The organism is Luteimonas notoginsengisoli, assembly GCF_042648885.1.
In the GTDB taxonomy this organism is placed as follows: Bacteria; Pseudomonadota; Gammaproteobacteria; order Xanthomonadales; family Xanthomonadaceae; genus Luteimonas; species Luteimonas notoginsengisoli.
Map to the genome: position 1 here is coordinate 73,195 of NZ_JBHRYF010000012.1, position 26,749 is coordinate 99,943.

Annotated in this window: 26 protein-coding genes and 1 pseudogene; 14 read left to right on the forward strand and 13 right to left on the reverse strand. The window is 68.4% G+C overall.

The features are described from left to right. Positions 1-91: 91 nt before the first annotated feature. Positions 92-364, forward strand: a complete 273-nt coding sequence (gene rpsT / locus ACFOM9_RS14125; protein WP_386712176.1) for a 30S ribosomal protein S20 — start codon at positions 92-94, stop codon at positions 362-364. A 166-nt stretch (positions 365-530) separates the two neighbouring features. Here rpsT and obgE read toward each other — a convergent pair whose 3' ends face one another. From obgE to rplU, 3 genes are all read right to left on the reverse strand, one after another. Continuing rightward, positions 531-1,598, reverse strand: a complete 1,068-nt coding sequence (obgE, locus tag ACFOM9_RS14130) for a GTPase ObgE (RefSeq protein WP_386712178.1) — start codon at positions 1,596-1,598, stop codon at positions 531-533. 111 nt (positions 1,599-1,709) lie between these two features. Further along, complete coding sequence (gene rpmA / locus ACFOM9_RS14135; protein ID WP_027081298.1) at positions 1,710-1,967, reverse strand: 50S ribosomal protein L27; 258 nt, start codon at positions 1,965-1,967, stop codon at positions 1,710-1,712. A gap of 12 nt (positions 1,968-1,979) precedes the next feature. Then, positions 1,980-2,303, reverse strand: coding sequence for a 50S ribosomal protein L21 (rplU, locus tag ACFOM9_RS14140; RefSeq protein WP_386712182.1), 324 nt, complete (start codon positions 2,301-2,303; stop codon positions 1,980-1,982). A 796-nt stretch (positions 2,304-3,099) separates the two neighbouring features. On the opposite strand from rplU, the gene uvrA reads away from it, so the two are divergent. Then, on the forward strand, positions 3,100-6,093 hold the full coding sequence (gene uvrA / locus ACFOM9_RS14145) for an excinuclease ABC subunit UvrA (protein ID WP_386712185.1): 2,994 nt from the start codon (positions 3,100-3,102) through the stop codon (positions 6,091-6,093). Beyond that, positions 6,090-6,545 (forward strand): acyl-CoA thioesterase, encoded by a 456-nt coding sequence (locus ACFOM9_RS14150; RefSeq protein ID WP_386712188.1) that lies wholly within the window; start codon positions 6,090-6,092, stop codon positions 6,543-6,545. The genes uvrA and ACFOM9_RS14150 overlap by 4 nt, the downstream gene beginning before the upstream one ends. Here ACFOM9_RS14150 and ACFOM9_RS14155 read toward each other — a convergent pair. The 7 genes from ACFOM9_RS14155 to ACFOM9_RS14185 form a co-directional block, all read right to left on the reverse strand. After that, entirely contained in the window at positions 6,542-7,942 is a 1,401-nt protein-coding gene (locus ACFOM9_RS14155) for a sigma-54 dependent transcriptional regulator (RefSeq protein WP_386712191.1), read from the reverse strand. The two genes, ACFOM9_RS14150 and ACFOM9_RS14155, sit on opposite strands and share 4 nt — an antisense overlap. A 171-nt stretch (positions 7,943-8,113) precedes the next feature. After that, positions 8,114-9,556, reverse strand: a complete 1,443-nt coding sequence (locus tag ACFOM9_RS14160; RefSeq protein ID WP_386712194.1) for an acetate kinase — start codon at positions 9,554-9,556, stop codon at positions 8,114-8,116. 58 nt (positions 9,557-9,614) lie between these two features. Further along, positions 9,615-10,127 (reverse strand): hypothetical protein, encoded by a 513-nt coding sequence (locus tag ACFOM9_RS14165; protein ID WP_386712197.1) that lies wholly within the window; start codon positions 10,125-10,127, stop codon positions 9,615-9,617. Between the two features lies 1 nt (position 10,128). Further along, on the reverse strand, positions 10,129-10,839 hold the full coding sequence (locus ACFOM9_RS14170) for a C39 family peptidase (protein WP_386712200.1): 711 nt from the start codon (positions 10,837-10,839) through the stop codon (positions 10,129-10,131). Continuing rightward, entirely contained in the window at positions 10,836-11,240 is a 405-nt protein-coding gene (locus ACFOM9_RS14175) for a hypothetical protein (RefSeq protein WP_386712202.1), read from the reverse strand. The genes ACFOM9_RS14170 and ACFOM9_RS14175 overlap by 4 nt, the downstream gene beginning before the upstream one ends. Positions 11,241-11,368: 128 nt before the next feature. After that, positions 11,369-12,289, reverse strand: coding sequence for a hypothetical protein (locus ACFOM9_RS14180; RefSeq protein WP_386712205.1), 921 nt, complete (start codon positions 12,287-12,289; stop codon positions 11,369-11,371). Between the two features lie 356 nt (positions 12,290-12,645). Beyond that, entirely contained in the window at positions 12,646-13,098 is a 453-nt protein-coding gene (locus ACFOM9_RS14185) for a copper chaperone PCu(A)C (protein WP_386712207.1), read from the reverse strand. A gap of 62 nt (positions 13,099-13,160) precedes the next feature. On the opposite strand from ACFOM9_RS14185, the gene ACFOM9_RS14190 reads away from it, so the two are divergent. Next, positions 13,161-13,919, forward strand: coding sequence for an enoyl-CoA hydratase/isomerase family protein (locus ACFOM9_RS14190; protein WP_386712210.1), 759 nt, complete (start codon positions 13,161-13,163; stop codon positions 13,917-13,919). 51 nt (positions 13,920-13,970) lie between these two features. Here the strand turns inward: ACFOM9_RS14190 and ACFOM9_RS14195 are convergent, their stop codons facing one another. The 3 genes and pseudogenes from ACFOM9_RS14195 to ACFOM9_RS14205 all read right to left on the reverse strand — a co-directional run bounded on the left by ACFOM9_RS14195 (position 13,971) and on the right by ACFOM9_RS14205 (position 16,647). After that, a complete protein-coding gene (locus ACFOM9_RS14195) occupies positions 13,971-14,822 on the reverse strand; it encodes a sulfurtransferase (RefSeq protein WP_386712212.1) in 852 nt (283 codons plus the stop codon). Beyond that, positions 14,819-15,648, reverse strand: a pseudogene (locus ACFOM9_RS14200) (NUDIX hydrolase). The gene ACFOM9_RS14195 and the pseudogene ACFOM9_RS14200 overlap by 4 nt, the downstream one beginning before the upstream one ends. Before the next feature lie 297 nt (positions 15,649-15,945). Further along, positions 15,946-16,647: an FKBP-type peptidyl-prolyl cis-trans isomerase N-terminal domain-containing protein gene (locus ACFOM9_RS14205; protein WP_386712215.1), complete on the reverse strand. Its 702-nt coding sequence runs from the start codon at positions 16,645-16,647 to the stop codon at positions 15,946-15,948. 214 nt (positions 16,648-16,861) lie between these two features. Here ACFOM9_RS14205 and ACFOM9_RS14210 point away from each other — a divergent pair, with 214 nt between their 5' ends. From ACFOM9_RS14210 to phoU, 10 genes are all read left to right on the forward strand, one after another. Beyond that, on the forward strand, positions 16,862-17,644 hold the full coding sequence (locus tag ACFOM9_RS14210) for an enoyl-CoA hydratase/isomerase family protein (protein WP_386712218.1): 783 nt from the start codon (positions 16,862-16,864) through the stop codon (positions 17,642-17,644). 81 nt (positions 17,645-17,725) lie between these two features. Continuing rightward, positions 17,726-18,064, forward strand: a complete 339-nt coding sequence (locus ACFOM9_RS14215; protein WP_386712289.1) for a hypothetical protein — start codon at positions 17,726-17,728, stop codon at positions 18,062-18,064. Further along, positions 18,061-18,753: an endonuclease III gene (nth, locus tag ACFOM9_RS14220; RefSeq protein WP_386712220.1), complete on the forward strand. Its 693-nt coding sequence runs from the start codon at positions 18,061-18,063 to the stop codon at positions 18,751-18,753. Before ACFOM9_RS14215 ends, nth begins: the two co-directional genes overlap by 4 nt. A 152-nt stretch (positions 18,754-18,905) precedes the next feature. Further along, a complete protein-coding gene (locus tag ACFOM9_RS14225) occupies positions 18,906-20,051 on the forward strand; it encodes an OprO/OprP family phosphate-selective porin (protein ID WP_386712223.1) in 1,146 nt (381 codons plus the stop codon). A gap of 163 nt (positions 20,052-20,214) precedes the next feature. Continuing rightward, complete coding sequence (gene pstS / locus ACFOM9_RS14230; RefSeq protein ID WP_386712226.1) at positions 20,215-21,291, forward strand: phosphate ABC transporter substrate-binding protein PstS; 1,077 nt, start codon at positions 20,215-20,217, stop codon at positions 21,289-21,291. Positions 21,292-21,925: 634 nt separating this feature from the next. Continuing rightward, positions 21,926-23,029, forward strand: coding sequence for a phosphate ABC transporter substrate-binding protein PstS (gene pstS / locus ACFOM9_RS14235; protein WP_386712229.1), 1,104 nt, complete (start codon positions 21,926-21,928; stop codon positions 23,027-23,029). A gap of 21 nt (positions 23,030-23,050) precedes the next feature. Continuing rightward, positions 23,051-24,022 carry a phosphate ABC transporter permease subunit PstC gene (gene pstC / locus ACFOM9_RS14240; RefSeq protein ID WP_386712231.1) on the forward strand — a complete coding sequence of 324 codons (972 nt, stop codon included), beginning with the start codon at positions 23,051-23,053 and terminating at the stop codon, positions 24,020-24,022. Further along, entirely contained in the window at positions 24,022-24,903 is an 882-nt protein-coding gene (pstA, locus tag ACFOM9_RS14245; protein WP_386712234.1) for a phosphate ABC transporter permease PstA, read from the forward strand. Before pstC ends, pstA begins: the two co-directional genes overlap by 1 nt. 37 nt (positions 24,904-24,940) lie before the next feature. Then, entirely contained in the window at positions 24,941-25,774 is an 834-nt protein-coding gene (gene pstB / locus ACFOM9_RS14250; RefSeq protein ID WP_386712237.1) for a phosphate ABC transporter ATP-binding protein PstB, read from the forward strand. Between the two features lie 148 nt (positions 25,775-25,922). Next, positions 25,923-26,627 (forward strand): phosphate signaling complex protein PhoU, encoded by a 705-nt coding sequence (gene phoU, locus ACFOM9_RS14255; protein WP_386712240.1) that lies wholly within the window; start codon positions 25,923-25,925, stop codon positions 26,625-26,627. Positions 26,628-26,749 lie beyond the last annotated feature (122 nt).

Here is a 26,749-nt window from a genome sequence, read left to right on the forward strand (position 1 = left end):
TGACGCAAGTCGCCCGATTGCCCATAATTTCCCGTTCGTTTTCCCGTCCTAAGCTCAAACCCGGCACGTCCGGGCCATCCAGGAATTCATTGTGGCCAACATCAAGTCCTCCAAGAAGCGCGCCAAGCAGGCCGTCGTGCGCAACCTGCGCAACAACAGCCAGCGTTCGATGCTGCGCACCGCCGTCAAGAAAGTGCTCAAGGCGCTCGACGCCAACGACGCCACCGGCGCCCAGGAAGCATTCAAGGTCGCGCAGCCGATCCTCGATCGCTTCAGCGCCCGCGGCCTGATCCACAAGAACAAGGCCGCCCGACACAAGAGCCGCCTCACCGCGCGCATCAAGGCGATCCAGGCCGCCGCCTGATCGCATCGATCGGCGCTTCGCGAAAAACCCGGCGCAGGCCGGGTTTTTTGTTGTGCCGGCATCCACCAGCGTGGTTTTCTCCCCTGCCGTCAGCGCAGTCCCGCGCGGACGCGGGGCTGCCGCGTCGACGCCCGGGGCCGCGAATGCGCGACTGCGCCGCATCGCGTCAAAGCCCGTCGACGGGCGCATCCAGGGCGGCCGCTTCCAGCGCATCGGCGCGCAGGCGATCGAAGAATGCCTGCACCTCCAGCATGATCGGCCAGGTGCCCTCGCGCCCGATTGCCGAGACCAGGAACCACGGACCTTCCCACCCCAGCCCGGCGACGATATGCTCCGCCTTCGCCCGCGCTTCGTCCTCGAACATCAGGTCGGCCTTGTTGATGATCAGCCAGCGCGGCTTTTCCAGCATGGCGGGGTCGTACTTGCGCAGCTCCGCCTCGATCGCGCGCACCTGCTCGACCGGTTCGACTTCCACGCCGGTCTCCATCGGCGCGATGTCGACCAGGTGCAGCAGCAGCCGGGTGCGCTGCACGTGGCGCAGGAACAGGCTGCCGAGCCCGGCGCCATCGGCAGCGCCCTCGATCAGCCCGGGAATGTCGGCGATCACGAAGCTGCGCCCCGGCTCCACGCTGACCACGCCCAGGTTCGGATACAGGGTGGTGAACGGATAGTCGGCGACCTTGGGCGTCGCCGCGGAGACAGCGCGGACGAAGGTGCTCTTGCCCGCGTTGGGGAAGCCGAGCAGGCCCACGTCCGCCAGCAGCTTGAGCTCCAGCCGCAGCGCGCGCTCCTCGCCCGGCAGCCCCGGCAGCGCCTGCCGCGGGGTGCGGTTGGTCGAGCTCTTGAAGTGCATGTTGCCCAGGCCGCCCTTGCCGCCCTTGGCGACCAGCAGGCGGTCGCCGTGGCGGGTCAGGTCGCCGATCAGCTCGTCGGTGCCGACGTTGATGACCTCGGTGCCGACCGGCACCACGATGGTGGTGTCCTCGCCACCCTTGCCATAGCGCTGCTGGCCCATGCCGTTCTCGCCGCGCTGGGCGCGAAACTGGCGCTGGTGGCGGAAGTCGACGAGCGTGTTGAGGTTTTCCGACGCCTCCAGCCAGACGCTGCCGCCGTCGCCGCCATCGCCGCCGTCAGGGCCGCCGAGCGGGATGAATTTCTCGCGTCGGAAGCCGACGCAGCCATTGCCCCCGTTTCCGGCGGTGACGGTGATTTCTGCTTCGTCGACGAGTTTCATGCGCTTGGATTCTGGCAGTGTTCGGTGAAGTAGCGGCGAAGCGGGCTTGCACGCCTTGCACAAACGAAAAACCCCGCCGAAGCGGGGCTCCTCGTGGATCGGCGCGCGGGATCAGGCGGTGACGACGCTGACCGTGCGGCGCTTCTTCGGGCCCTTGACCGCGAACTCGACCTTGCCGTCGACGAGCGCGAACAGGGTGTGGTCACGGCCGAGGCCGACGCCCATGCCCGGATGGAACTGGGTGCCGCGCTGGCGGACGATGATGTTGCCGGCCTCGATGGCCTGCCCACCATAGATCTTCACGCCGAGGTATTTCGGGTTGGAGTCGCGGCCGTTGCGCGAGGAACCTACGCCTTTCTTGTGTGCCATGACTGCTTCTCCTTACTGCTTGTCGCCACCGGCGATGCCGGTGATCTCGATTTCGGTGTAATGCTGCCGGTGGCCCATCTGCTTGCGATGGTGCTTGCGGCGGCGGAACTTGACGATGCGGATCTTGTCCGCACGGCCGTGGCCGACGACCTTGGCGGTGACGGTGGCGCCCTTGAGCGCGTCGCCGAGCTTGATGCCGTCGCCGTCGCCGAGCATGAGCACGTTGTCGAACGTGATTTCATTGCCGGCTTCGTGCTCGCCGAGCAGCTCGACGCGAAGCGTCTCGCCCTTCATCACGCGGTATTGCTTACCGCCAGTGACCAGAACTGCGTACATGTTTGCTATTTCCTGATTTCGCGGCCTTCGAGGGGCCTGGATCTTCTGTAGTTATTCTTCGTCTGCCGCCATCGAGGGCGAACAGAAGCGGAATTGTAGGGGTTTCAGCGGGTTAGGGTCAACTGGCTCTGCCCACGACGCTATCCACTGCCGGCCCACCTTCGGCCCGCGACCGGGCGAGGCGGGCCTCGCTCTTCGCTCAGCAGGGCATCCTGCCCTGATTCGCGCGCCGGCCATCCAAGGCCGGCTTGACGCGAGGCCCGCCCCGCCCGGACGCTCGGACAGCGATCCTGCGGCTGATCGAACGGTAGCTTCGCTTGGGCCCGGAAAAGCCGGCACCTGCGACCGAACGGCTGGGAGGGCGGGGGCTGCGTCACGCGCGCCATGGATGGCGCGAGCCCGAGTCAGGCAGGATGAGCGCGGACGGCTTGCGCGGTATTGCCGCGCGTCCTTACGAATGCCCGGCGCGCTGCGCCGGGCCGGGGGAGCCGCGCAGCAGCGTCCCTGATCGAGGGAAAAGCAGCCTGCGGCCTCCCAGCCGCGGGCTGACGGGCTCACGTGCTGACGAGCCGCAGGCTCCAGCACCGAGCCCGACAAGCTCGCGGCTGAAGCCGCTTCCACAAAGTTGCTCGATTGTCGGTCGCCTGAACGCCCCCGTCGCGCCCGCTGCGACGCCGCTGCGGCAGGCTGGCAATTTCCGCTGTTTGCCCCCAAATCGGGGGCTCGTTACGCTCCCTTGTTCGGTTGCGATTCCGCGCCGGCCTCCTCCCCCCCGCTTCCAAGGTCCCCACACCCGATGGCGATGGACACCATCCGCATTCGCGGAGCCCGTACCCACAACCTGAAGAACATCGACCTCGACCTGCCGCGCGACAAGTTGATCGTGATCACCGGCCTGTCCGGCTCGGGCAAGTCGTCGCTGGCATTCGACACGATCTATGCCGAAGGCCAGCGCCGCTACGTCGAGTCGCTGTCGGCGTATGCGCGCCAGTTCCTGAGCGTGATGGAGAAGCCCGACGTCGACCACATCGAAGGCCTGTCGCCGGCGATCTCGATCGAGCAGAAATCGACCTCGCACAACCCGCGCTCCACCGTCGGCACGATCACCGAGATCTACGACTACCTGCGCCTGCTGTACGCCCGCGTCGGCTTGCCGCGCTGCCCGGACCATGGCTACCCGCTGGAAGCGCAGACGGTCAGCCAGATGGTCGACCAGGTGCTGGCGCTTGGAAAGGACGACGGCTCATCGGACAAAAGCGGCGCCGATCAGCGCTGGATGCTGCTGGCGCCGGTGATCCGCGAGCGCAAGGGCGAGCATGCGCAGGTGTTCGAACAGCTGCGCGCGCAGGGTTACGTGCGCGTGCGCGTCGACGGCGTGCTGCACGAGATCGACGCGGTGCCGCCGCTGGCGCTGCGGCAGAAACACACGATCGAGGCGGTCATCGACCGCTTCAGGGTGCGCGAGGACATCAAGCAGCGCCTGGCCGAGTCGTTCGAGACCGCGCTGAAGCTCGGCGACGGCATGGCGACGGTGCAGTCGCTCGACGACGCCGGCGCGGAAGGAAGCGGCGAGCCGCTGCTGTTCTCGTCCAAGTACAGCTGCCCGGTCTGCGATTACGCCCTGCCGGAGCTGGAACCGCGCCTGTTCTCGTTCAACTCGCCGGTCGGCGCCTGCTCCGGCTGCGACGGGCTGGGCGTGTCGCAGTTCTTCGATCCCGCGCGCGTGGTGGTGCATCCAGAACTGTCGCTCGCCGCCGGCGCGGTCCGGGGCTGGGACCGTCGCAATGCCTATTATTTCCAGCTGATCCAGTCGCTGGCCAAGCACTTCGGCTTCAGCGTCGACACGGCCTGGAACGAACTGGCCGAAGAATCGCGCCAGGCGGTGCTGTTCGGCAGCGGCCGGGACGTGATCAGCTTCAGCTATCTCACCGACGCCGGTGGCCGCACCCAGCGCAAGCACCGGTTCGAAGGCATCGTGCCGAACCTGGAGCGCCGCTACCGCGAGACCGAGTCGGCTGCGGTGCGCGAAGAGCTGTCGAAGTACATCAGCGAGCGCCCGTGCCCCGAATGCGGCGGCGCACGCCTGAACGCCGCCGCGCGCAACGTGTTCGTCGCCGACCGCCCGCTGCCGGAGCTGGTGGTGTTGCCGATCGACCAGGCGCTCGCCTTCTTCGGCCAGATGCAGCTACCGGGCTGGCGCGGCGAGATCGCGGCCAAGATCGTCAAGGAGATCCGCGAGCGGCTCACCTTCCTCGTGGACGTCGGCCTCGACTACCTGACGCTCGAACGCAAGGCCGACACGCTGTCGGGCGGCGAGGCGCAGCGCATCCGCCTCGCGTCGCAGATCGGCGCGGGCCTGGTGGGCGTGATGTACGTGCTCGACGAGCCGTCGATCGGCCTGCACCAGCGCGACAATGAACGCCTGCTGGGCACGCTGACGCGCCTGCGCGACCTGGGCAACACCGTGATCGTGGTCGAGCACGACGAGGACGCCATTCGCCTGGCCGACCACATCGTCGACATCGGCCCCGGCGCCGGCGTGCACGGCGGCGAGGTGGTCGCGGAAGGGGTCTACGCCGACGTGCTCAAGGCGCCGCGCTCGCTGACCGGCCAGTATCTGAGCGGCAAGCGACGGATCGAAGTGCCCAAGCAGCGCCACAAGGGCAACCCGAAGATGCAGCTGAAACTGCTCGGCGCGTCGGGCAACAACCTCAAGGACGTCGATCTGGCGATCTCGGCGGGCTTGTTCACCGCGATCACGGGCGTGTCCGGTTCGGGCAAGTCGACGCTGGTCAACGACACCCTGTACGCGCTGGCCGCCAACGAGATCAACGGCGCGTCGCACAAGCCCGCGCCGCACCGCTCGGTGAAGGGCCTGGACCTGTTCGACAAGGTGGTCGACATCGACCAGTCGCCGATCGGCCGCACGCCACGCTCGAACCCGGCGACCTATACCGGCCTGTTCACGCCGCTGCGCGAACTGTTCGCGCAGGTGCCCGAATCGCGCGCGCGCGGCTATTCGCCGGGGCGCTTCTCGTTCAACGTGCGCGGCGGGCGCTGCGAGGCCTGCCAGGGCGACGGCCTGATCAAGGTGGAGATGCACTTCCTGCCCGACGTCTACGTGCCCTGCGACGTGTGCGGCGGCAAGCGCTACAACCGCGAGACGCTGGAGATCCTCTACAAGGGCCACAGCATCCACGACGTGCTGGAAATGACGGTCGAGGACGCGTTGAAGCTGTTCGAACCGGTGCCGAGCATCGCGCGCAAGCTCGAGACGCTGCTCGACGTCGGCCTGAGCTACATCAAGCTGGGCCAGCCGGCGACCACGCTGTCGGGCGGCGAGGCGCAGCGCGTCAAGCTGTCCAAGGAGCTCTCGCGCCGGGACACGGGGCGCACGCTGTACATCCTCGACGAGCCCACCACCGGCCTGCACTTCCACGACATCGAGCACCTGCTCGCGGTGCTGCACAAGCTGCGCGACGACGGCAACACGATCGTGGTGATCGAGCACAACCTGGACGTGATCAAGACCGCCGACTGGGTGGTCGACCTCGGCCCCGAGGGCGGCCATCGCGGCGGCATGATCATCGCCGAGGGCACGCCCGAGGATCTTGCAGCGATGCCGCAGTCGTACACCGGGCAATTCCTCGCCAAGGCGCTGGCTGCGGCCAGGCCGGTCGGGGCCGCCCCGGACGACACCGGGGCCAAGGACAAGGCCACCGCGAAGCCCCGGGCCAAGGCCGCCAAGGCAACGAAAAAGGCCGCGCCCCGCAAGCGGACTGCGGCATGAGCCTCGACAACCGCACGTCGCTGTTCCGGATGCAGATCGCGCTGCGCTGGCGCGACCTGGACGCGTTCAACCACGTCAACAACTCGAATTTCATGACCTACCTCGAAGAGGCGCGGATCCGCTGGTTCGAGTCACTGGGCGAGGAGTGGGTGACCGAGACGATGGCGCCGCTGCTGGCAGCTGTGCAGATGAACTACCGGGTGCCGATCCCCTACCCGGCCGAGGTGATCGTCGAACTGTTCGCCGACCGCGTCGGCAACAGCAGCGTGACCATCGGCCACGCCATCGCCAGCGCGGACGGCGCCACGCTGTACGCCGACGGACACGTGGTCATGGTCTGGGTGGAGCGCGCCAGTGGCCGTCCGACACCGCTGCCGGACGCCGTGCGCCGCGCCGCCACCGGGGAACCCGCCAGCGATAAGCCCGCTGGCGACAAGGGCAATCTGCGCTAGGAGCGCGCGGCGCGGGCGGCCACCGCGTCCTCGCGCAGGCCGTGCCGCGCCATCAGCCGGTACAGCGTGACCCGCGAGATGCCGAGGTCGCGCGCCGTGGCCGCCATCCGGTGGCGGTTGCGCTGCAGCGCGCGCTCGATCGCCGTGCGTTCGCCCTCGCAACGCGCCGCGTCCAGGGTCTCGGGCGCATCCGTTCCCACCTCTTCCAGACGCAGGTCGCGTGCGGTGATGCAGGGTCCGTCGGCCATGACCACCGCCTGGCGCACCCGGTTGATCAGCTCGCGCACGTTGCCCGGCCACGCGTAGCGCTGCATCGCCGCGGTGGCGCACGTCGAGAAGCCGCGGATCCGGCGCGTGGCCTCGGCGGCGTGGTGCGACAGCGCGTGGGCCGCGATCAGGTCGATGTCGGCGCCGCGTTCGCGCAGCGGCGGCTGGCGCAATTCGATCACGCGCAGCCGGTGATAGAGGTCCTCGCGGAAGCGGCCGTCGGCCACCGCGGCGGCGAGGTCGACATGGGTCGCCGACAGGATGCGGACATCGACCCGGATCTCCTCGTGGCCCCCCAGGCGCTCGACGCTGCCCTGCTGCAGGAAGCGCAACATCGAGGCCTGCGAATCCATGGGCAGGTCGCCGATCTCGTCGAGGAACAGGGTGCCGGTGTGCGCCAGCTCGATGCGCCCGAGCTTGCGCTGGCTGGCGCCGGTGAACGCGCCGCGCTCGTAACCGAACAGCTCGGACTGCATCAGGCTCTGCGGGATCGCGCCGCAGTTGATCACCACGAACGGGCGTTCGCGGCGCGCCGAACGGTGGTGGATGGCCAACGCCGCGAGCTCCTTGCCGGTCCCCGTCTCGCCGGCAATGTAGACGGGCGCCTCGGTCATCGCCGCCTTCTGCAGCATCTGCTGCATCGCGCGCATCGCCGGGCTCTCGCCGATCATCGCGTCGCCGATCATGTCGTCGCCGGCGGGGCTTCCGGCATGGTCCGGCGACAGGGCGGCCATCCCATGTGCGTGTCCGAACACCACGCCCAGCAACGTGCTGGCGCACGGCAGCGTCACGTAATCGTGGCAGTAGTGGTGAATCAGCCGTCGCACCCACGGCTGGTCCAGCTGCTTCTGGGTGACGCCGGCCACCCAGCCGATGCGCCCGATCGTCAGCACCGGCATCAGCTGGTCCGCGCGCGGCGATCCCGCCCGGCGCGGATCGGCGCCGCGCAGGTCCAGCAGCGCGGCAAAACAGGTGCTTGGCTGGGTCTTCAGCAGTCGCAGGATGTCGCTGGCGCTCTCGGCCCGCCATAGCCGCCAGCCCTGTTGCAGCAATCCGTCGAGGCCGCCCGCGGATTCGGTGCCGGCCATCGACACCACGATCAGATCGCGCGTTTCCCGCCTGGCTCGCATGCGCCCCTCACTCCCTGCGCCCGCCCCCTCAGGCATCGCCAATGTCGTCGAATTCAGGCAACGCAGACGCACCGGCGGGGCGGACACGCTGCGCGCGCGGCCGTTCACGTGCGTGACGATGGGCGATGCGCGAGATGCCGGGCTCGGCGCCGCGGCGCGCCAAAGGCAGGTTCAGAACGAGATCGGCACGCGCACGCTCAGCGACATGTCCGGCGTATCCCGGGTGACGCCGACGCCCAGCGCCACGTTCAGGCTGGCGCGGTCGCTGAGCCGGTAGGAGCCGCCGAGCACCAGCGTGCCGAGGATCACGCGCACCGATCCGGGCGAGTCCTCTCCATTCTGCCTGGTCTTGCCGACCAGGCTCTGGTCGTAGCCGATGCTGATCGCTGCCTTTTCGTTGAGCGCCAGGCCCATGCCCAAGTTGAAGCCGAGGATGTCGCCGGCCTCGACATCGCCGATCGGCTCGGTGGTGGTCTGCGGAAACCCCTCGGGCGCGCCGGTGAGCACCGTGCGCGAAACGTTGTCGCGCTTGAAGTTGTGCAGGTAGCTGAAGCTGCCGAAGAACACCACCGGGTCGGACGCGTACAGCCAGGTGACGCCGGGCTGGATCGCCTCGAAGCCGCTGCCTGTCGGCAATTCCAGCGGCAACCCGGTGCCGGTGGCGTTGGCGACGCAGCGGGTGACGCAGTCGGTGGTGACCTCGAACAGGTCCCTGCCCGTGCGGCTCTTGTAGCGCAGCCACAGCACGTAGAACGGCCGGTCCGGGCCGCGGTTGGCGAGCTGGTAGCGTGCGGTGAGTTCCACGTCGCCGATGCCGCGGCCGTCGGCATTGAACACGCTGTCCTGCGCCGTGCCGGTGAAGATCTCGCGGCTGACCGTGTCGCCGTTGACGTAGGTGTACGGCACCTTGAGTTCGAGTTCGAACCGGTCGCCGATGCCGTAGCGGCCCGCCAGCGCCGCGGTCAGGCTGGTGGTCTTGACCTGGCGCACGTCGATCAGGCCGATCAGGATCGCCGGGATGATGGTGTAGCCGACCAGCGCGACGCGGTCGTTGGACGAGTAGCCGAACTGCATCGACGGCTCGAGGATGAAGGTCCCGCGCGGCGTGAGCACGCCGGGCTGGTCGAAGATCGGCGCGACTTCGGGCGGCCGCGAAAGCGCTTCCGGCGGCCGTCCGACCTGCATCCGCGCGTCGCCCGGATTGCCGGCCGAGGCCTGCATCGCGGCAGGTACGGCGGCATTGGCAGCCGCGGTGATGGGCACTGCGGCACTCGCCGCAGCGGGCATCGCGGCGACCGGCGCTGCCGCACCGGCCGCCGCGAACGCCGGTGCCAGCGGCGATGGTGTACCGGCCGCCTCGCCACGTGCGCGCAACGCATCGAGCTGGCGCGCCTGCACATCGCTGCCGAGCGCTTCGATCGAACGCTGCTGCTCGACCAGCATCCGGCGCAGGCTTTCGATCTGCCGGTCCTGGGCCTCCACTTTCGCCTCGAGCTGCTCGACGCGATCCGCCCCGGGCGGCGCCGGCTGCGCATGTACCACGCCCGCGACCGCCAGCGACAGCGCGCTGGCCACCAGCCTGCGGATTGCCACTTCCCCTGCCTTCCGTTCCATGGTCACCCTTTCCGTCGTCGGGTCATGTCGAAACAATCCGTCGCCCCGTCCCGTGCCCTCAGGGCGTTCCGGGCGCGGTGAAGCCGGCATTGCGCAGCGCATCGCCCGCGTTGAGCGCCTGGAACAGGCCCAGCGTGTTGACGCTGACATCGAGCGTGGTGCGGGCGCGGATGTCCTGCCCGTCGAGCGTGTTCTGGATCACCAGGCCGCCGTGCCCGAGCCCGGTGGCCACGTTCCCCGGCCCCACCTGCACCAGCTGCGTCTGCACGATCTGCGACAGCGCCTGCGCCTGCTCGGGCGTCATGTGGGCGATGTCGGGGATGTCGACGCGCAGGTAGGACACGATCTCGCCATTGACCCACGCGACGCGTTCGATGCCGAACGACAGCAGCAGCCCGGACGGCAGCTGGTAGCCGCCGCGCAGGCCATCGAGTGTCTCCGTCGCGAGCGGGACCCAGTCCGGTCCGGGCAGCGTCTGTGCCGGCGCCTGGTCAGACCAGCCGATGCCCGCGCTCGCCAGCAGCAGGATCAGCAGCAATCGCCGCGCGTGCGCCTTCATGTGGGCTGCCATCTCAGATGTCCCCGGGCCCGCGCCTGGACATGACCGTGGACTGCAGGCTCTGCCGGCCGATGCCCATCTCCATCGGCGCCGGTGGGGCGGTCCGCCAGTCGAGCGGCTGATTGAAGGCAGCCAGGTCGCGCCGGTTGTGCACCACGAACAGCACCCGGTTGTCCCAGAGCCGGTCGAAATCGGCGCGCGTGAGCGCGCGTGTCCCGCGCGCGGGGTCGCCCACCAGCACGCGCCCGCGGCGCAGGCCCTTGACCACCACGAAGTGCCGGTAGCCGCGGTCGTTGAGCAGCACGATCGCCGGCAATCCTTCCTCGAACAGCTTGTCCAGCGGCAGTTCGAAGCCGTCCGCCGCGAAGCCTTGGGACTGCAGGTAGCGCCGCATGTCCAGCAGCGAGAACCCCTGACTGCGGATCCTGGCCTGGTCGCCGTCGGCGTACATCTGCCGGAACACCTCGGCCTCGCTGACCGGATGGCCGTACTGGTACGTCAGCAGCGTGGCGGTCGCCGCGGAGCCGCAGCTGAAATCGTACTGCTGCGGCACGGTGGTCTTGAACCGCGCCTCCTTGAGGCTGGTCAGGTGGATTGCGTAGCTGCCGCTGTAGGGCACCCGCACGCTGACCGAACCGGCGTGGGCGGCCGCGCACGCGGCGAACGCCAGCGCGCATCCGACGACGCAGCGCAGTCCCGCAAGCGCGCCGGCGATCGTGTTCACGGCATCGGATCCGCGAACTGCACGTTCACCGCGGTGCCGTTCTGGATCAGCACGTTCGAGCCGCTGTTCTGGATCACCGTGGTGATGCCGCTGGCGTTGGCAAACGCCCCGCCGTCGATGGCGTTCAGGCCGCTGGTGACGTTGTCGGCGTGGTTGCCGTTGACTTCGCCGTCGTTCTTGACCCGGACCACGACCACCGACTCACCGCCGCGCAGCGCATCGAGCGCCCCGGGATCCAGCGGCTGGCCGATCACCGGCGCCGACTGAGCCGGCTGCGCTGTCGAACTGGCATCCGCGTGTGCCGGGACGGCCTGCTGGCCGGCGGCGAACGCCATGCCCAGCAGCCCGGACGCGATGCCGGCGACGACCAGGAAACAGATTCTCGGGATGAGGAAGCGCATCTTCGATCTCCTGCCTGCACAGGCAGCGGAAGAAACCCGTGCGCACCGCCGAGGGGGCTGGGCGACGCGCACGGGGCACGACAACGACGCGCTGCGGCGCAGGGGAACACCGCAACGCGCCACGCCGCCTACGGGCCGCCTACGTTGAGGTTGGCCTGCACGGTGACGCCCTGCTGGATCAAGGACGATGCGCCGCTGTTCTGCGCAACCGCCATGATCCCGGCTGCCGCGTTCGCGGTGCCGTTCATCGCGTTGGACATGTCGAACCTGCCGGCATCGGCCGACGCCGTGCCGCCGTCGCCGCCACGTCCGCCATTGCCACTGGTGCCGGCGCCGCCCATGGCATCGCCGCCACGACCGTTGCCGCCATCCCCGCCACGCCCGCCGGCGGCCATCGCGTCGCCGCTGCTGCCATCGTTGGTGCTGCTCGTGTCGCCGCCGGTCGCCGAGGCATCGGCGGTCGCGCTGGCGTTTCCGGTTGCGGTGGCGTCCGCGCTGGAAGCACCCGCACCACGCTCGCGCGAACGCGCCGTGGCATCGGTGTCGTCGGACGCACCGGCCAGGCCGATCGCACCGACCGCGCTGGAACTGCCCGAATCACCATCGCGCGCGCTGAGCGCACCGGCATCGCCGCCGTCGCCGCCATCGCCGCCGTCGCCATCGCCGCCCATGGCGGTGCCGCCGAAGGCAACGCCACCGTCCCCGCCCGCACCACCATTCGCGTTGCCGGTATTGCGCGCGGTATTGCCGATGTCATGCACGGCGTTGCCGGTGACTACGCCGGTCAGGTTGGTCGTGGCGACCGCGGAACTGGTATTGAACGAATCGGCCACGCTGCTGGTCGCCGTGCTGTTGTTGTCGGCCGCTGCGCTGCCGAGGCCGAGGGCGAGCGCGATACCGAGGTTGTCCCGGTTGTTGCCGCTGTTGTCCTGGCTGTAGGTGGCATTGTTGTCGCCGCGTCCGGACTCGTCCTGCTGGGACCAGGCCTGTCCCGAGAAGCCAAGCGCGACCAGCACGGCCGTTGCGATCAAGCTCTTGCGAATACGCATTGTTGTTCTCCTTGGATGGTTTGCGCCGCTACACCCGACCCGGGCGTCGACGGCGACGCACCCACCGCTTACGCAGGTTCGATGCCAATCGGGCACCGACGTTGCAAGCCGTTGAAGGAGAAAGGATCTTTCGCACGCCCTGGCGATTGCGGACGCCAATTGCAGGCGCGCGCGCCGAAACAGCGCGAAACACGTTGCATCCGTGCAACATCGCCCGCGCGCAGCCGGCAACGGTTGCAGCGCGCGGTTGCAACTGATTGATTCAACACAAATGCGCGCGCAGCGGCCCCGGCGCAATGTGTTTCATGCGTGCAACGCAGGTGCGGCGGCGCGCAGGACGCCGGCGTCGGCGGTGTCTACAGCGCGTCGGGCCTGCGCACTTCGAACTCGCCAAGCAGTTCGCCACCATCGCCCAGCCGGAACGACACCACGATCCGGCTCCCGGCCTTCAGCGGCGCATGCGGCCGCATCAGCATCAGGTGCATGCCGCCGGGCTTGAGGACGGCCACGCCGTCGGGCGCAACGCGCAGCTCGGGCAGGTGGCGCATGCGATTGACGCCCTGCACGACGCGCGTTTCGTGCAGCTCGGCACTGGCGAACGCCGGACTGTCCGCACCGAGGATGGTGATCGGCTTCGCGCAGCGATTCTCGATGCGCCCGAACCCGGCCATCATCGGCATGCCGGCCGGCCCCAGCCGCACCCAGCCATCGCGTACCTGCGGCTGGCAGTCGCCCGCCGCGGCAGGCAATACGAAGGCCCACGCGCAGACACATGCAAACACGAGGGCGAGGGTTCGATGCGCGGACATGCGCCTATGATAGCCGCTCCCCTTCCGCGGCCCGCAGCGGCCATGCACTGCACAGGACCGGCATGACCACACTGATCAAGCGCACCGACCACGGCGACATCCGCGAACTGCAGCTCGACCGCGCGCCGGTCAACGCCCTGAACCCGATGGTCTGCACCCAACTGGTCGAGGCCATCGACGAAGCGGTCGCGGCCGGCGTGGGCGGGATCGTGCTGTCGGGCGGCCCGAAGGTGTTCTCCGCCGGCCTGGACGTGCCGTTCCTGCTGGGCCTGAGCGACCGCGACGCGCTCAGGGCGGCATGGGAACAGTTCTTCGAGGCCGCGCGCGCACTGGCCACTTGCCCGGTTCCGGTCGTGGCTGCGATCAACGGCCACGCGCCCGCGGGAGGCTGCGTGCTGGCGCTGTGCTGCGACTACCGGGTGATGGCCGATGGGCCCTATCGCATCGGTCTCAACGAGACCCAGGTCGGGCTGGTCGCCCCCGACGGCATCCAGCGCCTGATGCGTCGCGCGGTCGGCGCGCACCGTGCCGAATGCCTGCTGGTATCAGGCGAACTGGTCGAGTCCGGGCAGGCGCTGGCGTGGGGCCTGGTCGACGAACTCACCGACATCGGCGGCGTTCCCACGCGCGCGCTGGCCTGGCTGGAGCAACTGCTGCAACTGCCGCGCAAGCCGGTGCTGGCGACGCGCGCGATCGCGCGCGCGGACCTGGTCGAGGCCCTGCATCCGGACAACATCCGGCTCGACCATTTCATCGAGGCCTGGAACGATCCGGACACGCAGGCAGGCCTGCGGGCACTGGTGGCCAAGCTCGGCAAGTAAACGGTCCCGCCGGCCACAGCGCCTGAAGTGGTGCGCCTGACGCAGGCGGCGCTACGACTCGCCGGTCACCACCGGGCGCGCGGGATCCTCGATCCAACCGCTCCACGACCCGGTGAACAGCTTCGCGCCGGGCAGGCCGGCGTGTTCCATCGCCAGCAGGTGGTGGCACGCGGTGACGCCGGAGCCGCACATCGCCACAACGTCCGCGGCGTCGTGCGTGCCGAGCAGCTCGCCGAATTCCCGCGCCAGCCGATCGCGCGGCTTGAAACGCCCTTCGACGAGGTTGTCGGCATAGGGACGATTGACCGCGCCAGGCACGTGCCCGGCGACCCGGTCGATCGGTTCGGCTTCGCCGAGGAAACGGCCCCGTGCCCGCGCGTCGACCAGCATCCCGCCGCGCGCGAGGTGCGCCTGCACCTGGGACGCATTGAGTAGGCGGCTTTCGTCGAAGCGTCCGTCGCGTGCCACGCGCGTGACGTCGCGCACGCCGATCTGTGTCGGCAGGCCAAGCGCGGTCCAGCGCGCCCAGCCGCCGTCGAGCACCGCGGCGTGCTCGTGGCCCAGTGCGCGCAGCAGGAACCACAGCCGCGCCGCGTGGGCGCCATCCCCGTCGTCGTAGGCCACCACCTGGCGCGCCTGCGTGATGCCCCAGTCGCCCAGGCGCGCGTTGAAATCCGCGGCGTCCGGCCAGGGATGGCGCCCGCCGCCGCGCTTGCGATGGTCCGACAGGTCGCGGTCCAGGTGCGCGTACAGCGCCCCGGGCAGGTGCGATGCCGCGTAGGCCGCCGGGCCGGCCTCGGGGGCAGCCAGCGAAAACCGGCAGTCGAGGATGACCAGATCGTCGCGATCGAGTGCGCCGGCCAGCGTTCCGGCACCCACCAGCGTGGTCCAGGGGGTGGTCATGGCAATCGCTCCAGTCGTTCGCGCAGGTTGAACAGGATCGACGCGGTCGCGCCCCAGATGCGCTGCGAGGGCGCGGCCGGCGGGCGCAGGAATTCGAGCACCTCGCGGTTGCGGCCACGATAGTCGATGGCGACGCGCTGCAGGTTGCCCGGCGCCATCAGCCAGTCCAGCGGCACCTCGAACACGTCCGACACCTCCGACGGATCGGGGACGGCGATGAACGCTGGATCGATCCGCGCCACCACCGGGAGCACGCGGAAGCCGGTGACCGTGGACAGGGGATCGAGATAGCCCAGCGGCTGCGCCTGCGACGCCGCCAGCCCGACTTCCTCGGACGCCTCGCGCAGCGCCGCGGCGACGATGTCCGCGTCGGCGTCCTCGACCTTGCCCCCGGGAAAGCTCACCTGCCCGGGGTGATGGCGCAGGGCGTCGGTGCGCCGGGTCAGCAGCACGCGCAGACCGAATTCGCGCGGCACCAGCGGAACCAGCACAGCGGCTTCGGCGACGACTGCCTCCGGCAGCAGCAGGTCTTCCAGTTCGCCATGGTTCCAGCCGCTGCCGGTCGGCATCGCCGCCAGCGGATGCAGCGCTTCTCGCAGGCGCGACAGGACGATCGGCATGGGCGCGTCGGGTGCCATGGTCAGGTGCGGCCGGCTTCCCGCTCGGGCAGCACGGTTTCCATCAGCCGCAGGCGCTCGGCGTCATCCATGTGGATCCAGCGCGCGATCTCCGCCGACGTGCGGTGGCAGCCATCGCAATAGCCATCGCCGGCCATGGTGCAGACGCCGGTGCAGGGACTGAGCACGGCGCGGAATGCGAAATCCATTGCTTTGGTTCCACTCGATGCGCGGGCGCAATAAAAAAGCTGCGCCGAGGTGATCGACGCAGCCTGGTGACATCGGCGACCGACGCGCTCCTGTTTCAGGATGCGCGTCGGGCCGCTGGATCCCCGCCTTCGCGGGGATGACGCAAGAGCCAGGTTGCTGGATCCCCGCCTTCGCGGGGATGACGCAGTGGCAAGTTGCTGGATGACCAGCCTGCAGCTGTTGTGAAGCGCCTTCCGCCTTCGCGGGGATGACGCAGTGGCAAAGGCGATCGCGCTATGCGCGATCGCGCCACTGCGTCACTTGACGCTGACGAGCTGGACGTCGAACACCACGGCCTGGTTCGGGCCGATCGGCGATTCGGGCGTGTTGCCATAGGCCTTGTCGGCCGGCAGCACCACTTCCCAGCGCGAGCCGGCGGGCATCTGCAGCAGCGCTTCGCGCAGGCCGACCAGCGGGACCTGGCTGACCTTGAGGGTCACCGGGCCGGCCTTCTGGCCCTGCGGCGGGCTGAAGGTGTCGACGAAGGCCTGGCCGGTGGTCAGCGCGCCCTTGTAGTTGATCTGCACTTCGCTGGCCTGGGTCGGCTTGGCACCGGTGCCGTTGGTGACGACGCGGTACTGCACGCCGCTGGGCAGCGTCTTCACGCCGGCCTTGGCCTTGTTCTGGGCCAGGAAGGCGTCGCTCTTGGCCTTGTTGGCGGCCGAAGCCTTGTCGAACTCCGCCTTGGCCTTGGCCATCTGGCGCTTCTGCATGTTCTGCACGGCGGTGCGGAGCTGTTCGACCGGAACGGCCGGCTCCTTCTTCGCGTAGCCGTCCTGCACGGCCTTGATCACGGTGTTGACGTCGACGGCTTCGCCGCTTTCGACCAGGTTGCGGCCGAGGTCGTAACCGAGCGCATAGCTCAACTGGCCTTTCTCGGACGAGGTGTCCTGGGCCGATGCAGTGCCGGCGACCAGGGTCAGAGCCGCGAGGGTGGCGGCGAGCAAACGCAACTTCATTCGGTGGATCTCCAGGATTGGTCCGTATGGGGTCCGGTCATGATGGTCCGGCTTGTTGGGGGTCCATCACGCAATTGGGGCGGTCGAGCCGCCCCATTTGGACGCGGTAGGATAACGGCCGCAGGGCTTAACCGCCACTGACGACCGCCATCCGACCCGCGCCGGCCCGGCAAGTTCCGCGAGCCGGCGACCGCTTGCCCACGAGATCGCCCGAATGACCGACTCCCCCCTGCTGATCGCCGACCACGGCGCGATCTGCCTGATCACGATCAACCGTCCCGAAAAACTGAATGCGCTGAATATCGCCACCCTAGACGCACTGCACGCCGCGTTCGACGCAGCGGCGGCGGACGACGCGATCCGCGCCGTGGTGCTGACCGGCGCCGGCCCCAAGGCCTTCGTCGCCGGCGCCGACATCGGCGAAATGGCCGGGCTCACCCCGGCCCAGGGCCGCGATTTCTCGCTGCGCGGCCAGCGCATGATGCGACGGGTGGAGAAGATGCCCAAGCCGGTGGTCGCGATGATCAACGGCTTCGCGCTCGGCGGCGGCCTGGAGCTTGCGATGTGCTGCCATCTGCGCATCGCCGCCGACACGGCCAAGGTGGGGCAGCCTGAAATCAACCTCGGCCTGGTGCCCGGGTTCGGCGGCACCCAGCGGCTGCTGCGGCTGGCCGGGCGCGCGGCGGTGCTGGAACTGTGCCTCACCGGCACCCCGATCGACGCGGCGCGTGCGCAGCAGCTGGGCATCGTCAACCGCGTGGTGGCGGCCGCCGAACTCGAAACCGAAACGATGAAACTGGCTGGACAGCTGGCCGCCGCGGCGCCGCTGGCGCTGCGCGGCATCCTCGACTGCGTCAACGTCGGCGCCGAGTGCGGCATCGAGGAAGCGCTGGAATACGAAAGCGCGCAGTTCGGCCTGGTGTTCTCGACCGACGACATGCGCGAAGGCACGCGCGCGTTCCTCGAACGCCGCAAGCCCGAGTTCCGCAACCGCTGACGGCGCACGCATGTCCGCCCCGCCACGCGATCCTGGATGCCCGGCATGACGCCCTGCTCCTCCTGCGACGCTGGCCGCGCCATGCACGCCGTGCGACTGGCGGACCTGCTGCGCGCGGACGACCTCGATGCGGCGATCGAATCGGGACTGATGGCGTTCGTCACCTGCCCGGAATGCGCGCGGGACGGCGACCTCGCCGATGCGCATGCGCGGATCGCCGCCGCGCAGCGGCGACTGCGCGATGCCTGGGCCGCGCGCGACCGCCATCGCGCCCGTGAAGCGCGCCTGCAACGGCGTGCCGCCGAACGCGCGGCCCGACGCGCTCCAGCGACTGCCAGCGATGCGCGCACGCCCGCGCTGCCCCCGGCCGCGGCCGCGGCGCTCGCACGCGCGAAAGCCAGGGTGGCGCGCAAACCATGAGCCCGGCCCCGAAGCCCGCCCGGCGCGGCCGCAACCTGTCGCCGGCCGAGGTCCACGAGCTGTTCGCGCGGCTCAAGGAGCTCGATCCGAAACCCACCACCGAGCTCGCCTACTCAACGCCGTTCGAGCTGCTGGTCGCGGTGATCCTGTCGGCTCAGGCCACCGACGTCGGCGTCAACAAGGCGACGCGCAGGCTGTTCCCGGTGGCCAACACGCCTGCACAGCTGGTGGCGCTGGGCGTCCAGGGACTCAGGCCGTACATCTCGACCATCGGGCTGTACAACGCCAAGGCCGCGAACGTGGTGGCGATGTCGCAGCTGTTGCTGGACCTGCACGGCGGAGAAGTGCCGCGCACCCGCGAAGCGCTCGAGGCGCTGCCGGGGGTCGGCCGCAAGACGGCCAACGTCGTGCTCAACACCGCCTTCGGCGAGCCGACCATCGCCGTGGATACCCACATCTTCCGCGTGTCCAACCGCACCGGCCTTGCGCGCGGCACGAACGTGCGGGCGGTGGAGGAGCGGCTGCTGAAGGTAGTGCCGGACGAATATCGGCAGGATGCGCACCACTGGTTGATCCTGCATGGCCGCTACACCTGCAAGGCACGCAAGCCGGACTGTCCACGCTGCGTGATCCGCGACCTGTGCCGGTTTCCGGACAAAACGCCCGGCAATGCAATGGATGTCACCTGACCGTCATCGTCGGGAACACTCGACCCGCTTTCCATGCCTGCCACTGGCCGCGCGCAGCCGGCGCAGGTAGTCGCCCGATGGCGAAGCTGTCACGTCAACGAAATATTCACGCCATACGCTGCGCGGCATCTCTCCACGCCCCAGGGCACGCCATGAACCTCTCCCGCAAGACGCTTTCCATCGCACTGTTCGCAGCCCTGGCCGCGCCGGCCGCCCATGCCGAAATCGCGATCGACTCGATCGCCGGCTCCGATGTTTCGCTTGAAGGCCTGATCCAGGCCGACGGCAACTGGTTCGACAACGATCTCGCCGACCTCAACGGCATCGGCGCCAACGGTGACGACAGCGAGTTCGAACTGCGCCGCGCCGAGATCGTGCTCAAGGGCAAGGGTCCGGGCAACTACGAATGGGTGATCGGCTACGACGCCAAGGCCGACAAGTTCCTCGACGTCAACGCCAAGTACAAGCTCGGCGGCAACGGCAGCCACTACGTGCAGGTCGGCCAGTTCAAGCAGCCCAACAGCATGGAGGAGCTGTCGTCGACCAAGAACAACGACTTCATTTCCAAGTCGATGGCCACCAACACCTACGCGGTCGCGCGCAGGCTCGGCGTCGGCTACGGCTTCGGCACCAACAACTGGAGCATCAACGCCAGCTACTTCGGCCGCGAACTGACCCGCAACCTCGCCCACGGCAGCGGCTACGGCCTGCGCGGCACCTGGGCGCCGATCAACGACAAGGGCAACATCGTCCACTTCGGCCTGGCGTACGCGAACTACGACACCGATGCCGACACCTTCCGCGTGCGCGCGCGGCCGGACGCCGACCTGGCCACCGTGCGCCTGGTCGATGCCGGCACCATGACCGACAGCGACCGCGTCGCGACCACGAGCGTCGAGGGGCTGTGGATCCACGGTCCGTTCAAGCTGCAGGGCGAGTACTACACCAGCGACATCAAGCGCCTGGCCAACAGCGACTACACCAGCACCGCCGGCTACATCCAGGGCCTGTGGAACATCACCGGCGAAACCTGGGGCTACAAGCGCGGCGTGCCCACCACGCCCCTGCCCGACCAGCCCGGCAGCGGCATGTGGCAGCTCGGCCTTCGCTACGACACCATCGACCTCAACGACGGTGCCGTCGAAGGCGGCAAGATGAATACCCTCACCGCCGGCGTGAACTGGTACTGGCGCTCCAACTTCAAGTTCGCGCTGAACTACGTCAAGGTCAACAGCGAACGCCAGGGACTGGACGACGATCCGAGCATCGTCGAGGCGCGCGCACAGTTCTACTGGTAGCGTCCAGCGCACGCGGGCGCGGGCCTCCCGGCTCGCGGCTGCAGGCGATGCGAACCCCGTCCGAAAGGCGCGGCGAAAGCCGCGCCCTTTTTCTTCGCGCATCCGGTCCGTGCGCCGTCATCGAACCGACATCTCCGCGCCATCGCACTGTCATCGCGGTGTTATGCAATGCGCCGCAGGCGGGCAGGACCCGCCCCGCATCCACTCCAGGGAGTCATCCGTGCGCAAGTCATCCATCCGCAACGCAGCCGTCGCCACCGTCGTGTTCGGCCTCGCCTTCGGCGCGCAGGCCGCCGACGTCACCGGCGCCGGCGCTTCGTTCATCTATCCGGTCATGACCAAGTGGTCTTCGGACTACAACAAGGCCACTGGCAAGCAGGTCAACTACCAGTCGATCGGCTCCGGCGGCGGCATTGCCCAGATCAAGGCCGGCACGGTGGACTTCGGTTCCTCCGACGCGCCGCTCAAGCCCGAGGAGCTGGCGAAGTTCGGGCTGGCGCAGTTCCCGTCGGTGATCGGCGGCGTGGTGCCGGTGGTCCATATCAAGGGCATCGAATCGGGTGCGATGAAACTCGACGGCGAAACCCTTGCCGGTATCTTCCTCGGCAAGGTGAAAAAGTGGAACGATCCGGTGATCGTTGCGCTCAACGCCGGCATGTCGCTGCCCGATACGAAGATCACCGTCGTGCATCGTTCGGACGGCTCGGGCACCACCTTCAACTTCGTCAACTACCTGTCGAAGGTGAGCCCCGATTGGCAGTCGAAGATCGGCGAAGGCACCTCGGTCAAGTGGCCGACCGGCATCGGCGGCAAGGGCAACGAGGGCGTGGCCGCGTACGTCAAGCAGATCGACGGGGGCATCGGCTACGTCGAGCTGTCCTACGCACTGCAGAACAAGCTCACTTTCACCCGCATGAAAAACGCCGCCGGCAACTTCGTGCAGCCGCGCGACGAGACGTTCTCCGCGGCCGCCGCCAGCGCCGACTGGGCCAGCGCCAAGGATTTCCACCTGGTGATGACCAACGCACCGGGCGAGAACGCATGGCCGATCACCGCCACCAACTTCATCCTCATGTACAAGCAGCCCAGGAACGCGGCCACCGCCAAGAACGCGAAGGAGTTCTTCAAGTGGGTCTACGCCAACGGCGACGCCCAGGCCAAGGCGCTCGACTACGTGCCGCTGCCGGACGAACTGGTCCAGCAGATCGAGGCGTACTGGTCGCAGAACATGGCGTATTGAGGCAAGGCGTCAAACGATACGACGGACGGCCGCCTGGCCCGGGTCAATTCAATCTGGTTACTCTCCTTGCGCGGGCCTTCGGGCCCGTTTTTTTCGGTTCTTCGCCGGGCAACGACCCGCCGCGATCGCCGCGGGATTTCAGTCCCTGGAGGCGCCGGATGCGCCAACCTCCCGTGAGTAGCGCGGTGGTCGACCCCAGCGAATAGCGGAGCGACGCATCCGCAACCTGCGATACGAGTCAGGGGCAGCCGGCAGGCCTTCGGGACGAAATCAAGGGGGAGGCATTCGCCGCAAAGCGGATGCCGGAGGACATTCGTCCCGAAGGCCTGCCGACTGTGCCGTCTCCCATATCCCGATCCTGATGGCCGCCTCAGAACAAGCTGGCATTCCCCCGCGTCGCGCGCGGCGGGATCGCTCCACCGCAAGCACTTCGAATCAGCGAGCACGCCCAATCGGCGCAAATCACGCCAACCCCACGCGCCGGACCACAGATGGACCCACACGCGCCAACCCCGGGTGCGGCCCCAGGCCATGCCAAGGCGCATCGCGGACTTGCTGTCATGGAGGTGTAACAAAAACATCATTTCATGTGCGCATCCCCAGCAGGCGCGACAGCGCCCTTCCCGGAGCCCACATGAAAACGTCGATCTTTCGCACCACCGCGCTCGCGCTGTCCACCCTGCTGTTCGTCGCCGCCTGCCAGCCCTCCGGCGCGCCGCAGAACGGCGCCGCATCCGAGCCGGGCAGCGCGGACACCAGCGCCCCCGCTGACAGCGGCGACAAGGTGGCGGCCAACATCACCGGCGCCGGCGCGACCTTCATCTACCCGCTGATTTCGAAGTGGTCTTCGGACTACAACAAGGCGACCGGCAACAAGGTCAACTACCAGTCGATCGGCTCCGGCGGTGGCATCGCACAGATCAAGGCCGGCACGGTCGATTTCGGCTCGTCCGACGCACCGCTTTCGAGCGAAGAACTGGCTGAAACCGGCCTCGGCCAGTTCCCGTCGGCGATCGGCGGCGTGGTTCCGGTGGTCAACCTGGAAGGCTTCGCGCCCGGCAAGCTGCGCGTCACCGGCGCCGTGCTCGGCGACATCTACCTGGGCAAGGTCGCCAAGTGGAACGACCCCGCGATCGCCGCGCTCAACCCCGGCGTCGCCCTGCCCGACCTGAAGATCAACCTCGTGCACCGTTCCGACGGTTCGGGCACCACCTTCAACTTCACCAACTACCTGTCCAAGGTCAATCCCGAGTGGAAGTCGAAGGTCGGCGAAGGCAAGTCGGTGCAGTGGACCGATGGCGTCGGCGGCAAAGGCAACGAAGGCGTGGCCTCCTACGTGCAGCAGATCAAGGGTTCGATCGGCTACATCGAACTGGCGTACGCGCTGCAGAACACGATGACCTACCTGTCGATGCAGAATGCCGCCGGCAACTGGGTGCAGCCCAACGCCGCGACATTCCAGGCCGCCGCGGCGGGCGCCGACTGGAAGAACGCCAGGGACTTCAACCTGGTCATCACCAACGCACCCGGCGACCAGGCCTGGCCGATCACCGCCACCAACTTCATCCTGATGTACAAGCAGCCCAAGGACGCGCAGCGTTCGGCGAATGCGATGGCGTTCTTCAAGTGGGCCTTCGAGAACGGCCAGAAGCAGGCCGAAGCGCTCGACTACGTGGCCCTGCCGCCGGAGCTCGTGCAGCAGATCGAGGCTTACTGGTCGGCCGAGTTCGCCAATTAAGCACGCGTCGCCGGCCACCCGATGAACGCATCCATCCTCTCCACCGCCGTCGCGCCCACTGGGCGCGACGTGCGTGACGTCCGCAACGACAAGCTGTTCCGCCACGCGCTGACTGCGGCAGTGGTGTTCGTGCTGGTCGCATTGGCCGGCGCGGCGCTGTCGATGCTCTGGGGCGGGCGCGAGGTGCTGGCGCACGAAGGCCTGGGCTTCTTCCTTTCGGCCGAATGGAACCCGGTCGAGAACAAGTACGGCGCGCTGGCGCCGATCTACGGCACCGTCGTCACCGCCATCATCGCGATGCTGATCGGCGTGCCGGTCAGTTTCGGCATCGCGTTGTTCCTCACCGAAGTCGCGCCGCGCTGGCTGCGCGGCCCCGTCGGCACCGCGATCGAACTGCTCGCCGGCATCCCGTCGATCATCTACGGCATGTGGGGACTGTTCGTGCTGGTGCCGATGATGACCCGGTACGTCACGCCGTGGATCAACGACCACCTCGGCACGCTGCCCTTCGTCGGCGTCGTGTTCCAGGGCCCGCCGCTGGGCATCGGCATCCTCACCGCGGGCTTCGTGCTCGCGATCATGGTGATCCCGTTTGTCACCTCGGTGATGCGCGAGGTGTTCCTGACCGTGCCGACGCGGCTGAAGGAGTCGGCCTACGCGCTGGGTTCCACGCGCTGGGAAGTGAGCTGGGACATCGTGCTGCCGTACACGCGTTCGGCGGTGATCGGCGGCATCTTCCTGGGCCTGGGGCGTGCGCTCGGCGAAACGATGGCGGTCGCATTCGTCGTCGGCAACTCGGTGCGGCTGACGCCCTCGCTGCTGGAACCGGGCACCACCATCGCCGCGCTCATCGCCAACGATTTCGGCGAGGCCACCGACACCTACCGCTCGGCGCTGCTGCTGCTCGGCTTCGTGCTGTTCATCGTCACTTTCGTGGTGTTGGCGCTGGCGCGACTGATGCTGGCGCAGTTGGCGCGGCGGGAGGGCAACTGATGAATGCCGCCTCCCGCGAATTCGCCGTCGTCGACCGGCTCTACAGCCGCCGCAAGCTCGTCAACCGGGCGGCGCTGGCGCTCGCCTGCGTGGCCGCGGTGTTTGGCCTGGCCTTCCTGGTCTGGATCCTGTGGACGCTGGTGACCAAGGCCATCGGCGGCATCAACCCCGCGCTGTTCACGCAGATGACGCCGCCGCCGATGGAAGAAGGTGGCCTGCTCAACGCCTTCTTCGGCAGCGCGGTGATGTGCGGGCTGGCCATCGCCATGGGCACGCCGCTGGGCGTGGCTGCCGGCACGTGGCTGGCCGAGTACGGCAACGCGCGCAAGGCCGGCACCGTGGTGCGTTTCGTCAACGACATCCTGCTCTCGGCGCCGTCCATCGTGCTGGGCCTGTTCGTCTATACCCTGGTGGTGATGCAGACCGGCGGCAACTTCTCGGCCCTGGCCGGCGCGATCTCGCTGGCGTTCATCGTGCTGCCTGTGGTGGTGCGCACGACCGACGAGATGCTGCGCCTGGTGCCGGTGCAGATGCGCGAGGCGGCGCTGTCGCTCGGCGTGCCGCAGTGGAAGGTGATCATGCAGGTGCTGTACCGCAGCGCCTCGGCCGGCATCGTCACCGGCATCCTGCTGGCGCTGGCACGCATTTCCGGCGAGACCGCGCCACTGCTGTTCACCGCCTTCGGCAACCAGTACTGGAACGCCAATGTCATGCAGCCGATGGCCAGCGTTCCGGTGGTGATGTACCAGTACGCGGGCAGCCCTTACGAATCCTGGCAGCAGCTCGCCTGGGCCGGCGCGCTGGTGCTGACGGTGTTCGTGCTGCTGGTCAGCCTGGGCGCGCGTGCGCTGCTGCTGCGCAAGCGCATCGCCAACGACTGAGGCCGCCATGTTCACTTCCCCTTCCCGGACTCCCGCCATGAACGACCACCACGCAGCCGTCGACGCGTCGCCGCGGATCGCCGTCGCCACGACCACCCGCGCGGCAGGCGCGGCGGCTGCGGTCAAGATCGCCGCGCGCGGCCTGAATTTCCATTACGACAAGTTCCACGCTCTCAAGGACATCGACCTGGAGATCCCGGAGAAGCGCGTCACCGCGCTGATCGGCCCATCGGGCTGCGGCAAGTCCACGCTCCTGCGCATCTTCAACCGCATCTACGCGCTGTATCCGAAGCTGGTCGCCAGCGGCCAGGTGCTGCTCGACGGCGAGGACATCCTGTCGCCGAAATATCCCATGAACAGGCTGCGCAGCAAGGTCGGCATGGTGTTCCAGAAGCCGGTGCCGTTCCCGATGACGATCTTCGAAAACGTGGCCTACGCCATCCGCCATCACGAGAAAGTGTCGAAGGCGGAGATGCAGGTGCGCGTCGAGCAGGCGCTGCGCCAGGCCGCGCTGTGGGACGAGGTCAAGGACAAGCTGGGACAAAGCGCGCTGGGCCTGTCGGGCGGCCAGCAGCAGCGCTTGTGCATCGCCCGCGCGGTGGCGCTCAGGCCCGACGTGCTGCTGCTCGACGAACCGACCTCGGCGCTGGACCCCATCTCCACGAGCCGCATCGAACAGCTGGTCGAGGAACTCAAGGTCGACTACACCATCGCCATCGTCACCCACAACATGCAGCAGGCCGCGCGCGTGTCCGATTTCACCGCCTTCATGTACCTGGGCGACCTAGTCGAACACGGGCCGACGGAGACGATCTTCTCCAATCCCTCGAAGCGGCAGACCGAGGATTACATCACCGGGCGGTTTGGGTGAGGGATGCGCTCATCGGACGCCGTCAAGGCGTCCGATGCATCCCGAACGCCCGGCCATGGATGGCGGGGCCGGGCGATCCGGCGCCCGCGCTCCCCCGCCAGGGATGGCAGCGACATCCCATCGAACGAAACGCGATTCAGGACACACCATGACCACCCAGCCCCACGACCACATCGTCAGAAGCCACGACGAAGAACGCCACCGCGTCATCGGCGAGATCCTGCGCATGGGCGAGATGGCCGCTGCGCAGCTGGAGGCCGCGCTGGACGTGGTGGAGCGCCGCGACGACCGGGCCGCCGACCGCATCATCGCCAACGACGAGGCGATCGACGCGCTGGAAACCGCGATCAGCCACGATGCCATGACCCTGGCGCTGCGCGGGCCGATGGCGCGCGACCTGCGCGAGATCCTCGCCACCCTGCGCATCGCCTCGGACATCGAGCGCATCGGCGACTACGCGGCCAACGTGGCCAAGCGGTCCAAGGCGCTGAACATGTCGCCTCCCCTGCCCCACACCCGGGGCCTGCATGCGCTGGGCACGCTGGCGGTGCGTCAGGTGCGCGCGGTGCTGGAGGCCTATCGCGACAACGACGCCGATGCCGCGCAGCGCGTGCGCGCCCGCGACGCGGAGCTCGATGCCGAGTACACCGGGCTGTTCCGCGAACTGCTGACCTACATGATGGAAGATGCGCGCGCGATCACGCCCTGCACCCACCTGCTGTTCATGGCCAAGAACCTCGAACGCATCGGCGACCACGCCACCAACGTCGCCGAGAACATCTGGTTCCAGGTCAACGCCGACGCGCCGATGGCCCCCCGCGAGAAGCGCGACGAAACCAACACCGCCACCTAGGGCGCCGGACCCCGCGCCGGATGGACCACGGGCGGCCAGACGAGCGCCAGATCCGGCGAATCCAGGACCGGCGCCAGGGGGTAACATCGGATCTCCCGCCGGGCCCCGCCCGCATCCAGGAG

Coding starts and splice junctions, on each gene's coding strand:
- obgE (WP_386712178.1), bottom strand. CDS start 1,598: ATGAAACTCGTCGACGAAGCAGAAATCACCGTCACCGCCGGAAACGGG.
- rpmA (WP_027081298.1), bottom strand. CDS start 1,967: ATGGCACACAAGAAAGGCGTAGGTTCCTCGCGCAACGGCCGCGACTCC.
- rplU (WP_386712182.1), bottom strand. CDS start 2,303: ATGTACGCAGTTCTGGTCACTGGCGGTAAGCAATACCGCGTGATGAAG.
- uvrA (WP_386712185.1), top strand. CDS start 3,100: ATGGCGATGGACACCATCCGCATTCGCGGAGCCCGTACCCACAACCTG.
- ACFOM9_RS14150 (WP_386712188.1), top strand. CDS start 6,090: ATGAGCCTCGACAACCGCACGTCGCTGTTCCGGATGCAGATCGCGCTG.
- ACFOM9_RS14155 (WP_386712191.1), bottom strand. CDS start 7,942: ATGCGAGCCAGGCGGGAAACGCGCGATCTGATCGTGGTGTCGATGGCC.
- ACFOM9_RS14160 (WP_386712194.1), bottom strand. CDS start 9,556: ATGGAACGGAAGGCAGGGGAAGTGGCAATCCGCAGGCTGGTGGCCAGC.
- ACFOM9_RS14165 (WP_386712197.1), bottom strand. CDS start 10,127: ATGGCAGCCCACATGAAGGCGCACGCGCGGCGATTGCTGCTGATCCTG.
- ACFOM9_RS14175 (WP_386712202.1), bottom strand. CDS start 11,240: ATGCGCTTCCTCATCCCGAGAATCTGTTTCCTGGTCGTCGCCGGCATC.
- ACFOM9_RS14180 (WP_386712205.1), bottom strand. CDS start 12,289: ATGCGTATTCGCAAGAGCTTGATCGCAACGGCCGTGCTGGTCGCGCTT.
- ACFOM9_RS14185 (WP_386712207.1), bottom strand. CDS start 13,098: ATGTCCGCGCATCGAACCCTCGCCCTCGTGTTTGCATGTGTCTGCGCG.
- ACFOM9_RS14190 (WP_386712210.1), top strand. CDS start 13,161: ATGACCACACTGATCAAGCGCACCGACCACGGCGACATCCGCGAACTG.
- ACFOM9_RS14195 (WP_386712212.1), bottom strand. CDS start 14,822: ATGACCACCCCCTGGACCACGCTGGTGGGTGCCGGAACGCTGGCCGGC.
- ACFOM9_RS14205 (WP_386712215.1), bottom strand. CDS start 16,647: ATGAAGTTGCGTTTGCTCGCCGCCACCCTCGCGGCTCTGACCCTGGTC.
- ACFOM9_RS14210 (WP_386712218.1), top strand. CDS start 16,862: ATGACCGACTCCCCCCTGCTGATCGCCGACCACGGCGCGATCTGCCTG.
- ACFOM9_RS14215 (WP_386712289.1), top strand. CDS start 17,726: ATGCACGCCGTGCGACTGGCGGACCTGCTGCGCGCGGACGACCTCGAT.
- nth (WP_386712220.1), top strand. CDS start 18,061: ATGAGCCCGGCCCCGAAGCCCGCCCGGCGCGGCCGCAACCTGTCGCCG.
- ACFOM9_RS14225 (WP_386712223.1), top strand. CDS start 18,906: ATGAACCTCTCCCGCAAGACGCTTTCCATCGCACTGTTCGCAGCCCTG.
- pstS (WP_386712226.1), top strand. CDS start 20,215: ATGCAATGCGCCGCAGGCGGGCAGGACCCGCCCCGCATCCACTCCAGG.
- pstS (WP_386712229.1), top strand. CDS start 21,926: ATGAAAACGTCGATCTTTCGCACCACCGCGCTCGCGCTGTCCACCCTG.
- pstC (WP_386712231.1), top strand. CDS start 23,051: ATGAACGCATCCATCCTCTCCACCGCCGTCGCGCCCACTGGGCGCGAC.
- pstA (WP_386712234.1), top strand. CDS start 24,022: ATGAATGCCGCCTCCCGCGAATTCGCCGTCGTCGACCGGCTCTACAGC.
- pstB (WP_386712237.1), top strand. CDS start 24,941: ATGAACGACCACCACGCAGCCGTCGACGCGTCGCCGCGGATCGCCGTC.
- phoU (WP_386712240.1), top strand. CDS start 25,923: ATGACCACCCAGCCCCACGACCACATCGTCAGAAGCCACGACGAAGAA.